The following is a 15,311-nucleotide window of genomic DNA, read 5'->3' as shown; positions in this document are numbered from 1 at the left end:
CCGGAAAGAGCGAAGGGCCCGGTGCCGACCGTGGTTCGGTCGGTACCGGGCCCTGCGGGCACGTCAGGCTGGAGTCAGCCGCAGGCCTGCTTCAGGGCCTCGCCCAGGGCGCTCGCCTCGTCCGGAGTGAGCTCCACCACCAGGCGACCGCCGCCTTCGAGCGGAACTCGCATGATGATGCCCCGCCCCTCCTTGGTGACCTCCAGCGGGCCGTCACCCGTCCGCGGCTTCATGGCCGCCATGCTCGTTCCCCTTCCTGCAGCCGCTCAGCTAGGTACCAGCAGTCCGTCCACCGCTGGTATCGAACGCTTTGATCGGAAGCCATTATCCCGCATACGGCGCCCCGATGACCAACGTCACTCTCTCCGCACCAGTGACCACACCGGCACAGACCGCCTGATTACGTCTCAGACACACCGTCACCCGGGCGAGCGAAGACCCCTCAGTTGCCGCCTGCGGGCTGCCCCGGCGCGCTATCCTCCCGCCGCCGGGGCAGCACCGGGTGGCGGCGCGCCCGGGTAGGCACAAGAGTCGGCAAAGGTGCGCTACCTCACACTCCCGCCACCCGTCCGGCTCCGGCATGCTGACTCGGGTCCAGGTGTTACCGACCGGTTGGGAGCCCTCCCCCATGTCCGACTCCGTGCTCTACGAGCGCGACGGCGCGCTCGCCGTCATCACCATCAACCGACCCGAGGCGATGAACGCGCTGGACGTGCCGACCAAGGTGGCCCTGCGCGACAGCGTGATCGAGGCGGCGGCCGACCCGGCGGTGCGGGCGGTGCTGCTGACCGGGGCCGGGGAGAAGGCCTTCTGCGTCGGCCAGGACCTCAAGGAGCACCTGGGCCTGCTGCAGCGCGCCGAGGAGACCGGTGAGCCGCCGCTGAAGACCGTCGCCGAGCACTACAACCCGCTGGTCCGGGCCCTGACCGGGATGCGCAAGCCGACCGTGGCCGCGGTCGGCGGGGTGGCCGCCGGGGCCGGGGCCTCGCTGGCCTTCGCCTGCGACTTCCGGATCGTGGCCGAGACGGCCGGGTTCAACACCTCTTTCGCCGGCGTGGCACTGACCGCGGACTCGGGCGCGTCGTGGACCCTGCCGCGGCTGGTCGGGCACGCCCGGGCCACCGAGCTGCTGATGTTCCCGCGCACCGTCAAGGCCGCCGAGGCGCTCACCCTCGGGCTCGCCACCCAGGTCGTCCCCACTGCCGAACTCGCGGCCACAGCACGGGAGTTCGCCCAGAAGCTGGCGCACGGCCCGACCGTCGCCTACGGCGCGATCAAGGCGGCGCTCGACTTCGGCGCCTCGCACTCGCTGAGCGAGACGCTGGACAAGGAGGACGAGCTGCAGACCCTGGCCGGGGCCAGCGAGGACCACCGGATCGCGGTGCGGGCCTTCGTGGCCAAGGAACAGCCGAACTACGTCGGGCGCTGACGGACGATCAGTTGGTGGACTGCCGGACGTGGCAGTCCACCAGGTGGTCGTTGACCAGCCCGCAGGCCTGCATCAGGGCGTAGGCGGTGGTCGGGCCGACGAACCGGAAGCCGTGCTTCTTCAGCTCCTTGGCCAGCGCGGTGGACTCCGGGGTGATCGCCGGGACCTCGGCCAGGGTGGCGGGTGCCGGACGGTCCGGATCGCCGGCGAACCGCCAGACCAGCTCGTCCAGGCCGCCGTCCAGCGCCTGGGCGGCGCGCGCGTTGGCGATCGAGGCCTCGATCTTCGCCCGGTTGCGGATGATCCCCGGGTCGGCGAGCAGCCGGGTCACCTCGGCCTCGCCGAAGGCAGCGACCTTGGCGATCTCGAAGCCCGCGAAGGCGGCCCGGAAGCCCTCCCGGCGGCGCAGGATGGTGATCCAGGACAGGCCGGACTGGAAGGCCTCCAGGCAGATCCGTTCGAACAGCGGGTCCTCGCCGTGCACCGGACGGCCCCACTCGGTGTCGTGGTAGCTCCGGTAGTCCTCGGCGGACTCGCCCCAGGGGCAGCGCAGCAGGCCGTCCGGACCCGCGACCGCCTCGCTCACTGCTGTGCCGCGTCGTCGCGGAAGCGGTCGTCGCGGGGGCGGTCGGCGGGCTGCTCGGCCGCCGGGGCGTGGGCGCCCTGGTCGACCGCCTTGGCGAAGTCCTCCAGGCCCGGCAGCGGCTCGGAACCGGCCTGGGCGGCGCCGGCCCCGGCTCCCACCTGGACGCCCTCGCGCACCGCCACCGCGGCCTCCAGCTCGGCGATCCGCGAGTCGCGGTAGGCGAGCTCGGCGCCGAGCCGGTCCAGGACGTCGTCCACCTCGTCCATCCGGTAGCCGCGCACCGCCATCGGCAGTCGGATCTCGTCCACGTCGGCCCGGCTCAGCGGCCGTTCCTGCGGCAGTCGGGCCGCGATCCGGTCGTGCACGGCCTCCGGCAGCGAGCCGCCGCCGCCCAGCGCCACCAGCGCGGCACCGCCGACGACCACGGCCATCGCCACCACGATCACCCAGAACACGAGCTGTCCTCCCGACACGTGAGTATGCGGCCGCGTGAGGGATCATGGAGTCCCTGGGAAGGCCGGGGCCCCATCATCGCACCAGGGCACCCGTGGATCGATAGTCGACTGCTGTGAGACCTGTGAGGAGCAAGGGTGGCACTGCGCCTGGGACCGCGTGAGTTCGGCGCGGAGGAACTGGTCATCATGGCCATCGTCAACCGGACCCCGGACTCCTTCTTCGACCAGGGCTCGACCTTCGCCGACGAGGCCGCCTTCGCCGCCGCCGACCGGGCGATGGCCGAGGGCGCGGCGATCCTGGACATCGGCGGGGTCAAGGCCGGCCCGGGCGAGGAGGTGACGGTCGAGGAGGAGCTGCGCCGCACCGTGCCGTTCGTGGCGGAACTGCGCAAGCGCCACCCGGAGGCCGTGATCAGCGTGGACACCTGGCGGCACGAGGTGGGCGAGGCGGTCTGCGCGGTCGGTGCCGACCTGCTGAACGACGCCTGGGGCGGGGTGGACCCGAAGCTGGCCGAGGTGGCCGCCCGCTACGACGTGGGCCTGGTCTGCACGCACGCGGGGGGCGCCGAGCCGCGCACCCGGCCGCACCGGGTGGGCTACCCGGACGTGATGGCCGACATCCTGGCGGTGACGGTCGGGCTGGCCGAGCGGGCCGCCGCGCTCGGGGTGCGCCGGGACGCGCTGGTCATCGACCCCGGGCACGACTTCGGCAAGAACACCCGGCACTCGCTGGAGGCCACCCGGCGGCTGCCGGAGATGACCGCGACCGGGTTCCCGGTGCTGGTCTCGCTCTCCAACAAGGACTTCGTCGGGGAGACGCTGGACAAGCCGGTGAACGAGCGCCTGCTCGGCACCCTGGCCACCACGGCCGTCTCGGCCTGGCTCGGCGCCCGGATCTACCGGGTGCACCAGGTGGCCGAGACCCGCCAGGTGCTGGACATGGTCGCCTCGATCCGGGGCACCCGTCCCCCGGCGGTGGCCCGCCGGGGGCTGGCCTGAGCGCTGTCCGCCCGCTCGGCCCGGAGCCGAAGGGGCGAGGTCAGATCTCCTGGCCGTTGGGCCGGCGACTCTCGGCCATGATCTTCAGCACCTCGTCCACGTCGTCAGTGATGTGGAAGAGCTCCAGGTCGGCCTCGGAGGCCTTGCCCTGCGCCACCAGGGTGTCCTTGAGCCAGGCCACCAGACCGCTCCAGTAGGCGCTGCCGAACAGGATCACCGGGAAGCGGGTGACCTTCTTCGTCTGCACCAGGGTGAGCGCCTCGAACAGCTCGTCCAGCGTGCCGAGCCCACCGGGCAGCACCACGAAACCCTGCGCGTACTTGACGAACATGGTCTTGCGGACGAAGAAGTAACGGAAGTTCAGCCCGAGGTCGACGTACTCGTTGAGCCCCTGCTCGAACGGCAGCTCGATGCCGAGCCCGACGCTCAGCCCGCCGCCCTCCGAGGCGCCGCGGTTGGCGGCCTCCATCGCGCCGGGGCCGCCGCCGGTGATCACCGCGTAGCCGGCCTCGGCCAGGGCTCGGCCGATCGCCACGCCCGCCTTGTACTCGGCCGAGTCCACCGGGGTCCGGGCCGAGCCGAAGACGCTGACCGCGACCGGGAGTTCGGCGAGCGCGCCGAAGCCCTCGACGAACTCCGAGGTGATCCGCCAGACCCGCCACGGGTCGGTGTGCAGCCAGTCGGTCGGCCCGGTGGTGTCCAGCAGGCGCTGGTCGGTGGTGCTGGTGCCGACCTGCTCCCGGCGCAGCAGCACCGGGCCCTTCTGCTTCTCCGGCCAGGCCTTCTTGTGCGGCTCGGCCAGTGGTGCGGCCTCGTCCACCAGCTCCGGCCCGTGGCCGAAGCGCCGTCCGTCTGCGCCGTCCTGCGCTGATGTCCCTGTCATGACGAAACTGTACGCCTGACGAGGGCGGATAACGGGGAACATCGGAATGACCGACCGGCGAAGCGCTCGCTACTCGGCGGGGGCGTCCAGCTCCGGGGCGATGAGGTCGGGGCCGCTGAGCCAGTCGCGCAGCCGCTGCTCGCACTCGGCGATCGCGCTCAGCGAGCAGTGCTCCTCGCGCTTGTGCGCCAGGTTCGGGTCACCGGGGCCGTAGTTGACGGCGGGGACGCCGAGCGCGCTGAACCGGGCCACGTCCGTCCAACCGAACTTGGCCCGGGCCTGGCCACCGGTGGCGGCCAGGAAGGCCTGGGCGGCCGGCTGGGCCAGGCCGGGCAGCGCGCCGGGGGCGGAGTCGGTCACCTCGACCGGGAAGCCGGCGAAGACCTCGCGGACGTGCGCCTCGGCCTGGGCCGGGCTGCGGTCCGGCGCGTAGCGGAAGTTGACGGTCACCACGCACTCGTCGGGGATCACGTTGCCGGCCACCCCGCCGCGGATGTCCACCGCGTTGAGGCCCTCGCGGTACTCCAGACCGTCGATCTCCACCCGGCGCGGCTGGTAGGCGGCGAGCCGGCCGAGCAGCTCGGCGGCGTGGTGGATCGCGTTGTCGCCGAGCCAGCTGCGGGCCGCGTGCGCCCGGGTGCCGGTCAGCGTGACCTTGACCCGCAGGGTGCCCTGGCAGCCGCCCTCGACCATCGCGCCGCTCGGCTCCATCAGCACCGCGAAGTCGGCCTTCAGCCAGTCGGGGTGCTGGGCGGCCAGGTGGCCCAGGCCGTTGCGGCTGGCCTCGATCTCCTCGCAGTCGTAGAAGACGAAGGTGAGGTCGCGGTTGGGCGCCGGCAGGGTGGCGGCCAGCCGCAGCTGGACCGCGACGCCGGACTTCATGTCGGAGGTGCCGCAGCCGTAGAGCAGGTCCCCCTCGACGTGCGAGGGCAGGTTGTCGGCGATCGGGACGGTGTCCAGGTGCCCGGCCAGCAGCACCCGCTCGGCCCGGCCCAGGTCGGTGCGGGCCACCACGTTGTTGCCGTACCGGTCCACGGTCAGGTGCCCGAACGCCCGCAGCGCCTGCTCGACGGCGTCGGCGAGCGCCTGCTCGTTCCCGCTGACCGAGGGGAAGTCGACCAGCTGCGCGGTCAGCGCACCGCCGTCCAGGGCGAGGTCGAGGGCGGTCGGGGCGCTGGTGGAGGGCAGGCTGCTCATGGTCGCCAAGCCTATCGGGGGCCGCTTGCCGACGTTGGTTGCGCCGTGACGCAACCAGCGGGGACCGTACTGTCGTCCGAGTCGGTGGTGGGTGAGTACGGTGTGCGGAAACAACCCGAGGTGAGAGGGGCCACGGTGGCCATGGAGGAGCAGACGGGCCAGTCGAGCCCCGACCGCGGCCGTCGGCGCCGGCCGCTGCGCTGGGTCCTGACCTCGCTGCTGCTGGTCGCGGCCGTGGTCGCGGGCCTGGTGCTGTGGAAGCGGACCCACCACACCGAGGCCGACGAGGGCTGCACGGTCACCCCGGCCGGTGGCAAGCCGGTCACCATGGACCTCGACCAGGGCTCCAACGCGGCGACCATCGCCGCCGTCACGCTCTCCCGCGGCATGCCCGAGCGGGCCCTGACCATCGCGCTGGCCACCGCGCTGCAGGAGTCCAAGCTGCGCAACCTGGAGGGTGGCGACCGCGATTCGATCGGCCTCTTCCAGCAGCGGCCCTCCATGGGCTGGGGCACCCCGCAGCAGATCCAGGACCCGGTCTACGCGTCCCAGAAGTTCCTCGACGCCCTGAAGAAGGAAGCGCCCAACTACGCCCGGATGCCGCTCACCGAGGCGGCGCAGACGGTGCAGAAGAGCGGCTACCCCGGCGCCTACGCCAAGCACGAGGCCAAGGCCTCGCTGCTCGCCTCGGCGCTGACCGGCCGGGCACCGGCCACCTTCAGCTGCGTGGTGCACTCCTTCGCCGAGCCGGACCCGACGGACCCGGCGGCCGCCGGCACCACCGCCGGCACCACCGCCGCCGCGCCCGCCGCCGCCACCGCCGGCTCGGGCTCGGCCTCGGCCTCGCCGTCGGGCGCACCCGCCACCGGCCCCGGCTCGCCGAAGCAGCTGACCGACCGGCTCAAGCGGGAGTTCGGGCGTGCCGTCACCGCGGCAGCCGGCCCGACCTCCTCGGACGCCAGGACGAGCACCCTCGCCCTCACCCCCGACCCGGCCGCCAACACCGACACCGGCCCCGACGCGCAGCGGCAGAGCGGCTGGGCGGTGGCCGAGTGGTCGGTGGCGCACGCGCAGGAGCTGGGCATCGGGACGATCCACTTCGACGGCAAGGCCTGGCGGATGGACCGCTCGGACGCCGGGTGGACGGCTCAGCCGGACCCGGCGGCCACCGACCGGGTGCTGGTGACCCTCGGGATGCCTGCCGCCAAGCATTGACGCCGCGTCAGCCGGGATTGACGAACGTTCACCCGGTCGCCTCCCTCCAGGGTGAACCGGGAGGGGGCGACGGGACACCGCCGGCCGGCTCGCCGAACGCAGGCCGACAGCCCGAAGAAACGTCACTTCCAGCGGAAATGCCTCCGCTGGCGGAAAGAGGATCATGCGATCTTTAGTGACTCTTTACCTTCGGCGACCGAAACCTTCTCGCTCCTCAAGCGGTAATCACGGCGTCCGCCCGGCGGACCTGTCGTGTCGTCACTTCTTAGGAGCACCATGTCCCTCCCCCTCTCACGCCGGATCGCCCAGGCCGCACTGCTCGTCGCGGCCGGTGCGACCCCGCTGGTCGCCGCCGGGTCGGCGTCCGCCGACCAGCTGATGCCCAAGGGCACCGACGTCGGCGCCGGGATCAGCAAGCTGGACGGCGTCACCTCGGCCTCGACGCTGAAGGGGGAGACCCACCAGGTCGGCCAGGCCCTGGGCACCACCGGCGCGCTGCTGGCCGGAACGGCGCTGCCCGCCGCGGCCGACGCCACCGGCTCCGCGGCGGCCACCGCGCTGCCGCAGACCGACAAGGCGGTCGGCGGCCTCGGCGACCACGCCGGCGCCACCACGGCCGGCGGCGGCCCGCTGGCCGACACGGTCGGCAAGGTCGCCACCCTGACGCCGCTGGGCGGGCTGCCCCACCTGGGCGGCGCCGCCGCACCGCGCTCGATGCCGCTCGACATGGAGCACGGCGGCCCCGCCGCGACGCCGACGGTGATGCAGAAGGTCAACGGCCTGGGCAAGGTGCTGAACGGCGACGCCCTGAGCAACCCGGTCGGCGCGACCGGCCAGCTGGCCGAGCAGTTCCCGGCGACCAGCAGCCTGGCCCGCCAGCTGCCCAGCCAGGACCGGCTGACCGGCGCCGTTCCCGGCGTCGACTCGCTGGGCGCGCTGCCCGCCACCCAGCAGCTGGCCGACACGCTGCCCGCCACCCACGGCCTGGCCGGCAACCTGGCCGGTCTCGACCAGCTCACCCACGTGCTGCCCGCCGCCGACCTGACCCACCCGGCGCAGGCCGCCGACGCCGCGCACCTGGACGAGCTCAGCGGGCAGGCCACCGGCGCCACCCACCGGCTCGGCGGACTGCCCGACCTGGGCAGCGCCACCAACCTGCTCAGCGGGGTCACCGGGCCGCTGCAGCAGCTGCCGACGGTCGGCTGACACCGGGCACACCGAAGGGCCGGGCCGTTCGCGAGAACGGCCCGGCCCTTCCGGCTGTCCGACTACCGCTTGTGCGACCGGCTCTCGAGCCGCGCGACCGCAGATGCCACCCGCTCGTCGGTCGCCGTGAACGCGACCCGGACGAACCGCTCGCCGGCCGGCCCGTAGAAGTCGCCCGGCGCCACCAGGATGCCCAGCCGCGCCAGGTCGGCCACGGTGTCCCAGCAGGGCTCGTCCCGGGTCGCCCACAGGTACAGGCTCGCCTCGGAGTGCTCGATCCGGAACCCGTTGCCCTCCAGCGCCGCCCGCAGCGCCGAGCGCCGGGCCGCGTACCGGGCCCGCTGCTCCGCCACGTGCGCGTCGTCGCCGAGCGCCGCCATGGTGGCCGCCTGCACCGGCGCCGGCACTATCATGCCGCCGTGCTTGCGGATCTCCAGCAGCTCACGCACCACCACCGGGTCGCCGGCCACGAAGGAGGCGCGGTAGCCGGCCAGGTTGGAGCGCTTGGAGAGCGAGTGGACCGCGAGCAGGCCCTCGTGCGAGCCGCCACAGACGTCGGGGCGCAGGACCGAGACGGGCTCGGCCTCCCAGCCAAGCTCCAGGTAGCACTCGTCGCTGACCACCAGTGCCCCGTGCTGCCGGGCCCAGACCACCGCGCGGCGCAGCTGGTCGGCCGTCAGGACCCGTCCGGTGGGGTTGGACGGCGAGTTCAGCCAGAGCAGCCGCACCCGGGAGCCGTCCAGCTCCGCCACGTCCTCGTACTCGACCGGCTCGGCCCCGCAGAGCCGGGCGCCGACCTCGTAGGTCGGGTAGGCCAGGCGGGGGTAGGCCACCTGGTCTCCGGGGCCGAGCCCGAGCTGTCCGGGCAACCATGCGACCAGCTCCTTGGAGCCGATGGTCGGCAGCACGGCGTCCGGCTCGATCTCGGCGCCGCAGCGGCGGTGCAACCAGCCGGCGATCGCCTGGCGCAGCTCCACCGGGCCCCAGACGGTCGGGTAGCCGGGCGAGTCGGCGGCGCCGGCCAGCGCCTTCTGGATCAGCTCGGGGACCGGGTCCACCGGGGTGCCGACCGAGAAGTCGCACAGCCCGTCCGGGTGGGCCAGCGCGGTCGCCTTGTAGGGCTCCAGCTTGTCCCACGGGAAGACCGGAAGAAGGTCGGATACGCGGCGCGCCGCCCCCGGGTGACCCGGGAACGGCGCGCGCGGCTGTTCGGTACTCACGGTCTCAGTGCTCGCCCTGGTTCTGCGGGGGCAGCGCCGCGATGAACTCGTGGTCGCGCTCGATCAGACCGAGCTTGGAGGCACCACCGGGCGAACCGAGGTCGTCGAAGAACTCGACGTTCGCCTTGTAGTAGTCCTTCCACTCCTCCGGAGTGTCGTCCTCGTAGAAGATCGCCTCGACCGGGCAGACCGGCTCGCACGCGCCACAGTCGACACACTCATCCGGGTGGATGTAAAGGGAGCGCTGGCCCTCGTAGATGCAGTCGACCGGGCACTCTTCGATGCACGCCTTGTCCTTGACGTCGACACAAGGCTGCGCGATGACGTAGGTCACGCTGTCGTTCCTCCTCGGTTGGGCTGCTGCCCAAACTATGTACTTGCGTGCGCGGGTGAGCGCGGCGTCGTCGATGCCCGCCCCTAGTATCGCGGGTCAGACACTACACATGCACCGGAGATCACTATGAACACCAACCGGATTCCGGGCAGCGCGCGTCCCGAAGTTCGGATAGACCCCTCTGACGTGGGACGACGTGTGTCGGTGCGCTGTCTGGAGACTGCCCTGGACCCGGCCACCGGACGCCCGCGTTTTCGTGATGTGATCGGCGTGCTCACATCGTGGGACGCTCACGAAGTAACCGTGGAGCCCCGCGCGGCCGCCCGGTCCAGGATCGGCCTGGACCGGCTGGTCGCCGGCAAGGTGGTCCCGCTCTTCCCTGCCCGCAGCGTGCCGGTACCGCCTGTGGATCCGGTGGAGTTGCAGCGGATCGCCGCCCGCGGCTGGCCGGCTGTGGAGCAGCAGCCGCTCGGCGAGTGGACGCTGCGCGCCTCGGCCGGCTTCACCCGGCGGGCCAACTCGGTGCAGGCGCTCGGCGACCCGGGCCTGCCGCTGCCCGCCGCGCTGGACCGGGTCGCGCAGTGGTACGCGCAGCGCGGGCTGCCCGCCTGGGTCGAGGTGACCACCCCCGGCTCCCCCACCGGGCTGACCGCCGAGCTGGACCGGCTGGGCGCCGTCTACGCCCCGACCCTGGTGCGCACCGCGCCGCTCGCCCCGCTGGTCAAGGCGGCGGCCTCCGGGACCGAGCTGGTCCGGCTCTCCCGCACGGCGGGCCCGGACTGGATGTCCGTCTACCGGCGGGTCAGCGGCGACCCGGCGGCCGACGCGGCGGCCCGCCAGGTGCTGCACGGCGGGCCCTCGGTCTGGTTCGCCACCGTGCCCGACCCGCACTCCGCCGTCCCGCTGGCGATCGGACGGTGCGTCATCGACGGCCCCTGGGCCTGTTTCGGCGCCGTCGAGGTGCAGCCGGCCGCCCGCCGCCAGGGCCTGGCCACCGCGCTGATGGCGGTGCTCGCGGCGCGCGCGGCCGAGGAGGGCGCCCGGGGCGGCTACCTGCAGGTCGAGGCCGACAACGACAGTGCGATCACGCTCTATGACGGGCTGGGCTTCACGACCAGCCACACTTACCACTACGCCTGTCTTCCCCGGGCGTAGCACCGCGCGTAGGTTCCCATCCAGTCAGCCCCACCCAGTCAGTCCCACCCGGTCAGTCCCACCCAGTCAGACCGTCACGACCGAAAGCCACCGCAGCCACCGTGACCGAGCAGAGCAGAGCCCGCTTCCGCGCCGAGGCCAGGTCCGAGCAGCCCGATCCGGTGCTGCTCTGCCTGCTGGCCGCCGCCGAGCACACCCTCGCCGAGGACGTGCGCACCGAGGACGGGGAGTACGAGCCGCCGCCCACCCTCGAGGCGCTGCTGGCCGCCTGCCAGGCGGCGCTCGACCGGCACGCCGCGGCCGTGCGGCGGGCCGTGGCCGAGCGTGCGCCCGGCAGCCCCGAGGAGACCGCCGCGCTGCTGGCCGCGGTGCTCGGTGGGCGCGAGCGGTTCCACGGACAGCAGTCGGACTACCGGCGGCTGGAGTCCTCGTTGCTGCCCGAGGTGCTGCGGCGGCGGCGTGGGCTGCCGATCCTGCTCTCGCTGGTCTGGTCGGCGGTGGCCGAGCGGGCCGGGCTCACCGTGCACGGGATCGCGCTGCCCGGCCACTTCATCGTGGCGGTGGGCGGTCCCGATCCGGGCGAGGAGTACGTGCTGGCCGACCCGTACCACGGCGGCCGGCTGCTCTCGGCCGAGGACGCGGCCGCGATCGTGGTCGCGTCCGGGCACCGGTTCACGCCCGAACTGCTCACCCCCGCACAGCCGTTGGACATCATGCTGCGGGTGCTCGGGAACATCAGAAACTGGGCGAGCGAGCGGCCCGAGCACGCCCGCACCCAGCTGTGGGCCACCGAGCTGTCCCTGCTGCTCCCCCGGCACCCGGCCCAACTGCGCCTGGAACGGGCCGAACTCCTGGTCCGCACCGGGGACTTCCTGGGCGGGGCGGGCGAGATGGAGGCGTACGCGCAGATCCTGGACGCCTTCGACCCGGAGTCCGCCGCCCGGGTCCGGCAGGACGCCCGGGCGGCCCGCCACCGGCTCAACTGACCCGCTACATCCAACCCTTCTCCTTGGCCACCCGCACCGCCTCGGCACGGTTGCGCGCGCCGGTCTTCTGGATCGCCATCGAGAGGTAGTTGCGCACGGTGCCCTCGGACAGGTGCAGCCGGCGGGCGATCTCGGCGTTCACCGCGCCCTCGGCGGCCACCGCGAGCACGTCCAGCTCGCGCCCGGTCAGCGGGTTGGCCCCATCGGCCAGCGCGGCGGCCGCCAGCGTGGGGTCGATCACCCGCTCGCCGCGCAGCACCCGGCGCACCGCCTCCGCGAGTTCGGCGGCCGGCGCGTCCTTGACCAGGAAGGCGTCCGCGCCGGACTCCATCGCCCGCCGCAGGTAGCCGGGCCGGCCGAAGGTGGTCGCGATCACCACCTTGGTCCCCGGGCTCTGCCGCTTGACCAGCGCCGCCGCCTCGATCCCGGTCAGCCCGGGCATCTCGATGTCCAGCACCGCCACCTGCACCCGGTGCTCCAGCACCGCCGCCACCACCTGGTCCCCGCGCGAGACCTGCGCGACCACGTCGATGTCGCCCTCCAGTCCGAGCAGCGCGGCCAGTGCCTCCCGGACCATCGACTGGTCCTCGGCGAGCAGCACCCGGATGTGATCGTCAGTCATGCCGCGACCCTACGGCTTCAGGCGGCCCTGGCACCCAGCGGGACCAGGGCCCGGATCGTGAAGCCCTTGCCGTGCGGGCCGGTGGCGGTCTCCAGTCGGCCGCTGACCAGCGCGAGGCGCTCGTCGAGACCGGTCAGGCCGTTGCCCGGGGCGGACTTGCCGGGGCCGCGCCCGTTGTCGGCGACCTCGAGCACCACGTAGCGCGAGCCGTCCTCGTCCCAGGTCTCGTCCAGCCCCACCGTGCAGACGCTGGCCCCGGCGGCGTGCCGGACCACGTTGGTGACCGCCTCGCGCAGCGCCCAGGCCAGCGCCTCGCCCTCCGGCGCGCCCAGCCCCGGGTGCTCCTCCAGCAGCGTGGACGGCGCCTCCAGGGTGACCCCGGTGGTGGCCAGGGCGGTGCGGGCGGCGGCGAGTTCGACCGAGAGGGTGGGCTTGCGGTAGCCGGTGATCGCGGCCCGGACGTCGGTCAGCGACTGCCGCGCCACCTGTTCGATCTCGCTCACCTGGGCCCGCGCCTGCTCCTGGTTGCCGGCGTCCATGAAGCGCCCGGCCAGCTCGCTCTTCAAGGTGATCAGCGAGAGCGAGTGCCCCAGCAGGTCGTGCATGTCGCGGGCCAGCCGCAGCCGCTCCTCGGAGGCGGCCAGGTGGGCCGCCATCAGCCGGGCCTCGCGCAGTTCGCGCATGGTGGCGACCAGCCGCTGCACGCCCGTCATCGCGGCGCCGCTCAGGAAGGTGGGCAGCGCCAGTGCGACCAGCGCGCCGCTCTGGGCGTGCACGGCCAGCGCGGTTCCCGCGAGCAGCAGCGTGACGGCGCCCACACCCCAGAGCGCGATCCGCGGCGGCAGGATCGCCCCGGTGGCCACCGACAGGTAGGTGAACAGGCCGAGCCAGGCCTCGCCGTAGTAGAACGAGGTGCTCAGCGCGATCGCCAGCATCCCGGCCAGCAGCGGGTAGCTGCCGCGCCACCAGATCCCGTTCGCCGAACGGAAGATCACCAGGCTGAGGTAGCAGCCGAGGAACGCTGTCAGGGCCAGCCAGCCGAACACCACGGCCGTCGTGGAGTAGTGACCGCTGCCCAGGTCCTTGATCGGGTAGACCAGGTAGACCATCCACAGCAGCATCCAGCAGATCTTGACCAGCAACTGCCGCCGGTTCTCCACCGGTGAGCCCGGGATGTTGCTCAGCGCCGGCGGGTCCGCGTCCGGGTCGCACGCACCGCGCCCCCGGACCTTCCGCTCCGACTCGGTGGGGCGGGGGTCCAGGGGCGTGTACTGCATGGCCGTCATCATGCCTGCTTGGTGTCCCTGCGGTACAGGAACGCCGCCCCGGCCACGAAGACCGCCAGGAAGCCGGCCAGCGAGGCGGCCGCCGCCGTGTCGAAGGCGGTGCCGGGGCGGACGAAGGCGGCGAGCTGGTTGTACAGGTAGACCGGGTTGAACCGGGCGATCGTCTTCAGGGTGCCGCTCACCGGGAACCAGGTCCCGCCGAAGGCCGCCATCAGCATGTAGACGATCATCACGATCGGCTGCACCGCGTTCGGCTCGGCCGCGTACCCCAGCGCCACCCCGAGCGCCGCGAAGACGAAGCTGCCCGCCCAGAGCACCGCCACCAGGCCCAGCCACTGCCCGGCGTCCAGCCGCACCCCCTCGACCGCGCCGAGCCCGAAGACCACCAGGATGGCCGGCAGCGTGGTCACCGCGCAGGCGCAGATCTTGGCCGTCGCGTACGCCCGCCCGGGCAGCGCGGTCAGCCGCAGCTGCCTGGTCCACCCGCTCTTGCGCTCCAGCGAGATCCGCTGCGCGCTACCGGTGAGCACCGCGCCCACCGCGCCGAAGGTGGCCATCGAGACCATGAAGTAGCTCTTGGCGCTGACCCCGCCGGCCGTGCCGTGGTCGCCGTAGGCGTTGATGAAGAAGAAGTACATCAGCGCCGGGTACAGGACGGTGAAGAAGACGTACCGCTTGTTGCGCAGGGTGCGCAGGATCTCGAGCTTGATCAGCGTCTTCATCGCGCACTCTCCAGCGAGGGGTCGGTCGCCTCGGCGGCCTCGGTGATGGTCAGGAAGGCCTGTTCCAGGCCGAGGCTGGTGACCTCCAGCCCGCGCGGGTAGCAGCCGGCCTTGTACAGGCCCGCGACCACCGCGTCGGCATCGGTGGACCGGATCCGCACCGTGCGCACCCCGTCCGCGGCCCCGCTCAGCTCCAGCGCCACCAGTCCGGGCAGCGCCCGCAGCACCGCCTCCTCGACCTGACCGTCCGAGGCGTGCAGCTCGAAGCCGACCCGTCGGGCACCGGCCTTGGCCTTGATCTCGGTCGAGGAGCCGTCGGCGATCAGCCGGCCGCGGTGCAGCACCAGCACCCGGTCGGCGATCGAGTCGGCCTCCTCCAGGTAGTGGGTGGCGAAGAGCACCGTGCGGCCCTGCTCGGCCTGCCGGCGCATCGAGGCCCAGAACTGCTGACGGACCGACACGTCCATACCGGTGGTCGGCTCGTCCAGCACGATCAGGTCGTTGGCCCCGGCGATCGCCAGCGCGAACCGGACCCGCTGCTCCTGACCGCCGGAGAGCTTGTCCACCCGGCGCCCGGCGATCTCCTCGATGCCGGCGTCACGCAGCACCTCGTCGAGCCGGTGGCCGCGCGGGTGCACGTCGCAGGCCAGCTGGACCAGCTCACGGACCGTCACATCGGTCATCAGCCCGCCGCTCTGCAGCATCGCGCCGACCCGGCCGGCCTCGATCGCGGCCCGCGGGGTGCCGCCGAAGAGGGTGACCTGGCCCTGGTCCGGCTCGCGCAGGCCGAGCAGCAGGTCCAGGCTGCTGGACTTGCCGGCCCCGTTCGGGCCGAGCAGGGCGACGGTCTGGCCCGGGTACAGGGTCAGGTCGAGGCCGTTCACCGCCTTGACCCGGCCGTAGCTCTTGCTGACCTGCCTGAAGGCGGCCACTTCCTGGCTCATGTCCCCGTCCTCTCCGGTGGTTCTCCCGACCTGTCCAGAGTGCCGCGCGACGGGGTGCGCGGGTCAGTGTGC

At 73.0% G+C, this 15,311-nt stretch carries 17 protein-coding genes; 6 read left to right on the top strand and 11 right to left on the bottom strand.

The window, feature by feature from the left end; translation table 11 throughout:
- Positions 1–74: 74 nt before the first annotated feature.
- The gene (locus BR98_RS38025) at positions 75–242 is read right to left on the bottom strand and encodes a DUF3117 domain-containing protein (RefSeq protein ID WP_083976644.1); all 168 of its coding nucleotides are present in this window, start codon (positions 240–242) and stop codon (positions 75–77) included.
- Positions 243–628: 386 nt separating this feature from the next.
- Here BR98_RS38025 and BR98_RS16425 point away from each other — a divergent pair, with 386 nt between their 5' ends.
- Complete coding sequence (locus BR98_RS16425; RefSeq protein ID WP_035845494.1) at positions 629–1,429, top strand: enoyl-CoA hydratase/isomerase family protein; 801 nt, start codon at positions 629–631, stop codon at positions 1,427–1,429.
- A 7-nt stretch (positions 1,430–1,436) separates the two neighbouring features.
- On the opposite strand, the gene BR98_RS16420 is transcribed toward BR98_RS16425, so the two are convergent.
- Complete coding sequence (locus BR98_RS16420; protein WP_035845491.1) at positions 1,437–2,015, bottom strand: DNA-3-methyladenine glycosylase I; 579 nt, start codon at positions 2,013–2,015, stop codon at positions 1,437–1,439.
- A complete protein-coding gene (locus BR98_RS37085) occupies positions 2,012–2,470 on the bottom strand; it encodes a DivIVA domain-containing protein (protein ID WP_083976642.1) in 459 nt (152 codons plus the stop codon). Before BR98_RS37085 ends, BR98_RS16420 begins: the two co-directional genes overlap by 4 nt.
- Before the next feature lie 186 nt (positions 2,471–2,656).
- Here BR98_RS37085 and folP point away from each other — a divergent pair, with 186 nt between their 5' ends.
- Positions 2,657–3,469 carry a dihydropteroate synthase gene (gene folP, locus BR98_RS16410; protein WP_051971086.1) on the top strand — a complete coding sequence of 271 codons (813 nt, stop codon included), beginning with the start codon at positions 2,657–2,659 and terminating at the stop codon, positions 3,467–3,469.
- 40 nt (positions 3,470–3,509) lie between these two features.
- On the opposite strand, the gene BR98_RS16405 is transcribed toward folP, so the two are convergent.
- Both BR98_RS16405 and dapE read right to left on the bottom strand, forming a co-directional pair.
- The gene (locus tag BR98_RS16405) at positions 3,510–4,352 is read right to left on the bottom strand and encodes an LOG family protein (RefSeq protein ID WP_083976640.1); all 843 of its coding nucleotides are present in this window, start codon (positions 4,350–4,352) and stop codon (positions 3,510–3,512) included.
- Positions 4,353–4,421: 69 nt separating this feature from the next.
- The gene (gene dapE / locus BR98_RS16400; RefSeq protein ID WP_051969840.1) at positions 4,422–5,549 is read right to left on the bottom strand and encodes a succinyl-diaminopimelate desuccinylase; all 1,128 of its coding nucleotides are present in this window, start codon (positions 5,547–5,549) and stop codon (positions 4,422–4,424) included.
- A 141-nt stretch (positions 5,550–5,690) separates the two neighbouring features.
- On the opposite strand from dapE, the gene BR98_RS16395 reads away from it, so the two are divergent.
- Both BR98_RS16395 and BR98_RS40305 read left to right on the top strand, forming a co-directional pair.
- On the top strand, positions 5,691–6,764 hold the full coding sequence (locus BR98_RS16395; RefSeq protein ID WP_035845486.1) for a hypothetical protein: 1,074 nt from the start codon (positions 5,691–5,693) through the stop codon (positions 6,762–6,764).
- A 276-nt stretch (positions 6,765–7,040) separates the two neighbouring features.
- Positions 7,041–7,970 carry a hypothetical protein gene (locus tag BR98_RS40305; protein WP_051969839.1) on the top strand — a complete coding sequence of 310 codons (930 nt, stop codon included), beginning with the start codon at positions 7,041–7,043 and terminating at the stop codon, positions 7,968–7,970.
- 62 nt (positions 7,971–8,032) lie between these two features.
- Here BR98_RS40305 and dapC read toward each other — a convergent pair whose 3' ends face one another.
- Together dapC and fdxA are read right to left on the bottom strand one after the other, a co-directional pair.
- A complete protein-coding gene (gene dapC, locus BR98_RS16385; protein ID WP_035845484.1) occupies positions 8,033–9,190 on the bottom strand; it encodes a succinyldiaminopimelate transaminase in 1,158 nt (385 codons plus the stop codon).
- Positions 9,191–9,194: 4 nt separating this feature from the next.
- Positions 9,195–9,524, bottom strand: coding sequence for a ferredoxin (fdxA, locus tag BR98_RS16380; RefSeq protein ID WP_035845482.1), 330 nt, complete (start codon positions 9,522–9,524; stop codon positions 9,195–9,197).
- Between the two features lie 126 nt (positions 9,525–9,650).
- Here fdxA and BR98_RS16375 point away from each other — a divergent pair, with 126 nt between their 5' ends.
- Positions 9,651–10,679, top strand: coding sequence for a GNAT family N-acetyltransferase (locus BR98_RS16375; protein WP_083976638.1), 1,029 nt, complete (start codon positions 9,651–9,653; stop codon positions 10,677–10,679).
- Positions 10,680–10,780: 101 nt separating this feature from the next.
- Complete coding sequence (locus tag BR98_RS16370; protein WP_035845480.1) at positions 10,781–11,665, top strand: transglutaminase family protein; 885 nt, start codon at positions 10,781–10,783, stop codon at positions 11,663–11,665.
- Between the two features lie 4 nt (positions 11,666–11,669).
- Here the strand turns inward: BR98_RS16370 and BR98_RS16365 are convergent, their stop codons facing one another.
- Genes BR98_RS16365 through BR98_RS16350 form a run of 4 tightly spaced genes read right to left on the bottom strand, consistent with a single transcriptional unit; the run spans position 11,670 to position 15,239 of the window.
- Complete coding sequence (locus BR98_RS16365; RefSeq protein WP_035845477.1) at positions 11,670–12,287, bottom strand: response regulator transcription factor; 618 nt, start codon at positions 12,285–12,287, stop codon at positions 11,670–11,672.
- A gap of 17 nt (positions 12,288–12,304) precedes the next feature.
- A complete protein-coding gene (locus BR98_RS16360; protein WP_083977476.1) occupies positions 12,305–13,564 on the bottom strand; it encodes a sensor histidine kinase in 1,260 nt (419 codons plus the stop codon).
- Between the two features lie 8 nt (positions 13,565–13,572).
- Entirely contained in the window at positions 13,573–14,295 is a 723-nt protein-coding gene (locus tag BR98_RS16355) for an ABC transporter permease (protein WP_035845474.1), read from the bottom strand.
- Positions 14,292–15,239, bottom strand: a complete 948-nt coding sequence (locus BR98_RS16350; protein WP_035845471.1) for an ABC transporter ATP-binding protein — start codon at positions 15,237–15,239, stop codon at positions 14,292–14,294. The genes BR98_RS16355 and BR98_RS16350 overlap by 4 nt, the downstream gene beginning before the upstream one ends.
- Positions 15,240–15,311 lie beyond the last annotated feature (72 nt).

It is taken from the genome of Kitasatospora azatica KCTC 9699 (genome assembly GCF_000744785.1).
In the GTDB taxonomy this organism is placed as follows: domain Bacteria; phylum Actinomycetota; class Actinomycetes; order Streptomycetales; family Streptomycetaceae; genus Kitasatospora; species Kitasatospora azatica.
The sequence above is the reverse complement of the archived record's forward strand: the minus strand, read 5'-3'. Positions and strand labels throughout refer to the sequence as shown.

What these genes read in the sequence shown, in the direction of transcription:
- BR98_RS16365 (WP_035845477.1), bottom strand. Translation starts at nt 12,287, where the DNA reads ATGACTGACGATCACATCCGGGTGCTGCTCGCCGAGGACCAGTCGATG.
- dapE (WP_051969840.1), bottom strand. Translation starts at nt 5,549, where the DNA reads ATGAGCAGCCTGCCCTCCACCAGCGCCCCGACCGCCCTCGACCTCGCC.
- BR98_RS16425 (WP_035845494.1), top strand. Translation starts at nt 629, where the DNA reads ATGTCCGACTCCGTGCTCTACGAGCGCGACGGCGCGCTCGCCGTCATC.
- BR98_RS40305 (WP_051969839.1), top strand. Translation starts at nt 7,041, where the DNA reads ATGTCCCTCCCCCTCTCACGCCGGATCGCCCAGGCCGCACTGCTCGTC.
- BR98_RS38025 (WP_083976644.1), bottom strand. Translation starts at nt 242, where the DNA reads ATGGCGGCCATGAAGCCGCGGACGGGTGACGGCCCGCTGGAGGTCACC.
- BR98_RS16350 (WP_035845471.1), bottom strand. Translation starts at nt 15,239, where the DNA reads ATGAGCCAGGAAGTGGCCGCCTTCAGGCAGGTCAGCAAGAGCTACGGC.
- folP (WP_051971086.1), top strand. Translation starts at nt 2,657, where the DNA reads ATGGCCATCGTCAACCGGACCCCGGACTCCTTCTTCGACCAGGGCTCG.
- BR98_RS16375 (WP_083976638.1), top strand. Translation starts at nt 9,651, where the DNA reads ATGAACACCAACCGGATTCCGGGCAGCGCGCGTCCCGAAGTTCGGATA.
- BR98_RS16360 (WP_083977476.1), bottom strand. Translation starts at nt 13,564, where the DNA reads ATGCAGTACACGCCCCTGGACCCCCGCCCCACCGAGTCGGAGCGGAAG.
- BR98_RS16405 (WP_083976640.1), bottom strand. Translation starts at nt 4,352, where the DNA reads ATGACAGGGACATCAGCGCAGGACGGCGCAGACGGACGGCGCTTCGGC.
- BR98_RS16395 (WP_035845486.1), top strand. Translation starts at nt 5,691, where the DNA reads ATGGAGGAGCAGACGGGCCAGTCGAGCCCCGACCGCGGCCGTCGGCGC.
- BR98_RS16355 (WP_035845474.1), bottom strand. Translation starts at nt 14,295, where the DNA reads ATGAAGACGCTGATCAAGCTCGAGATCCTGCGCACCCTGCGCAACAAG.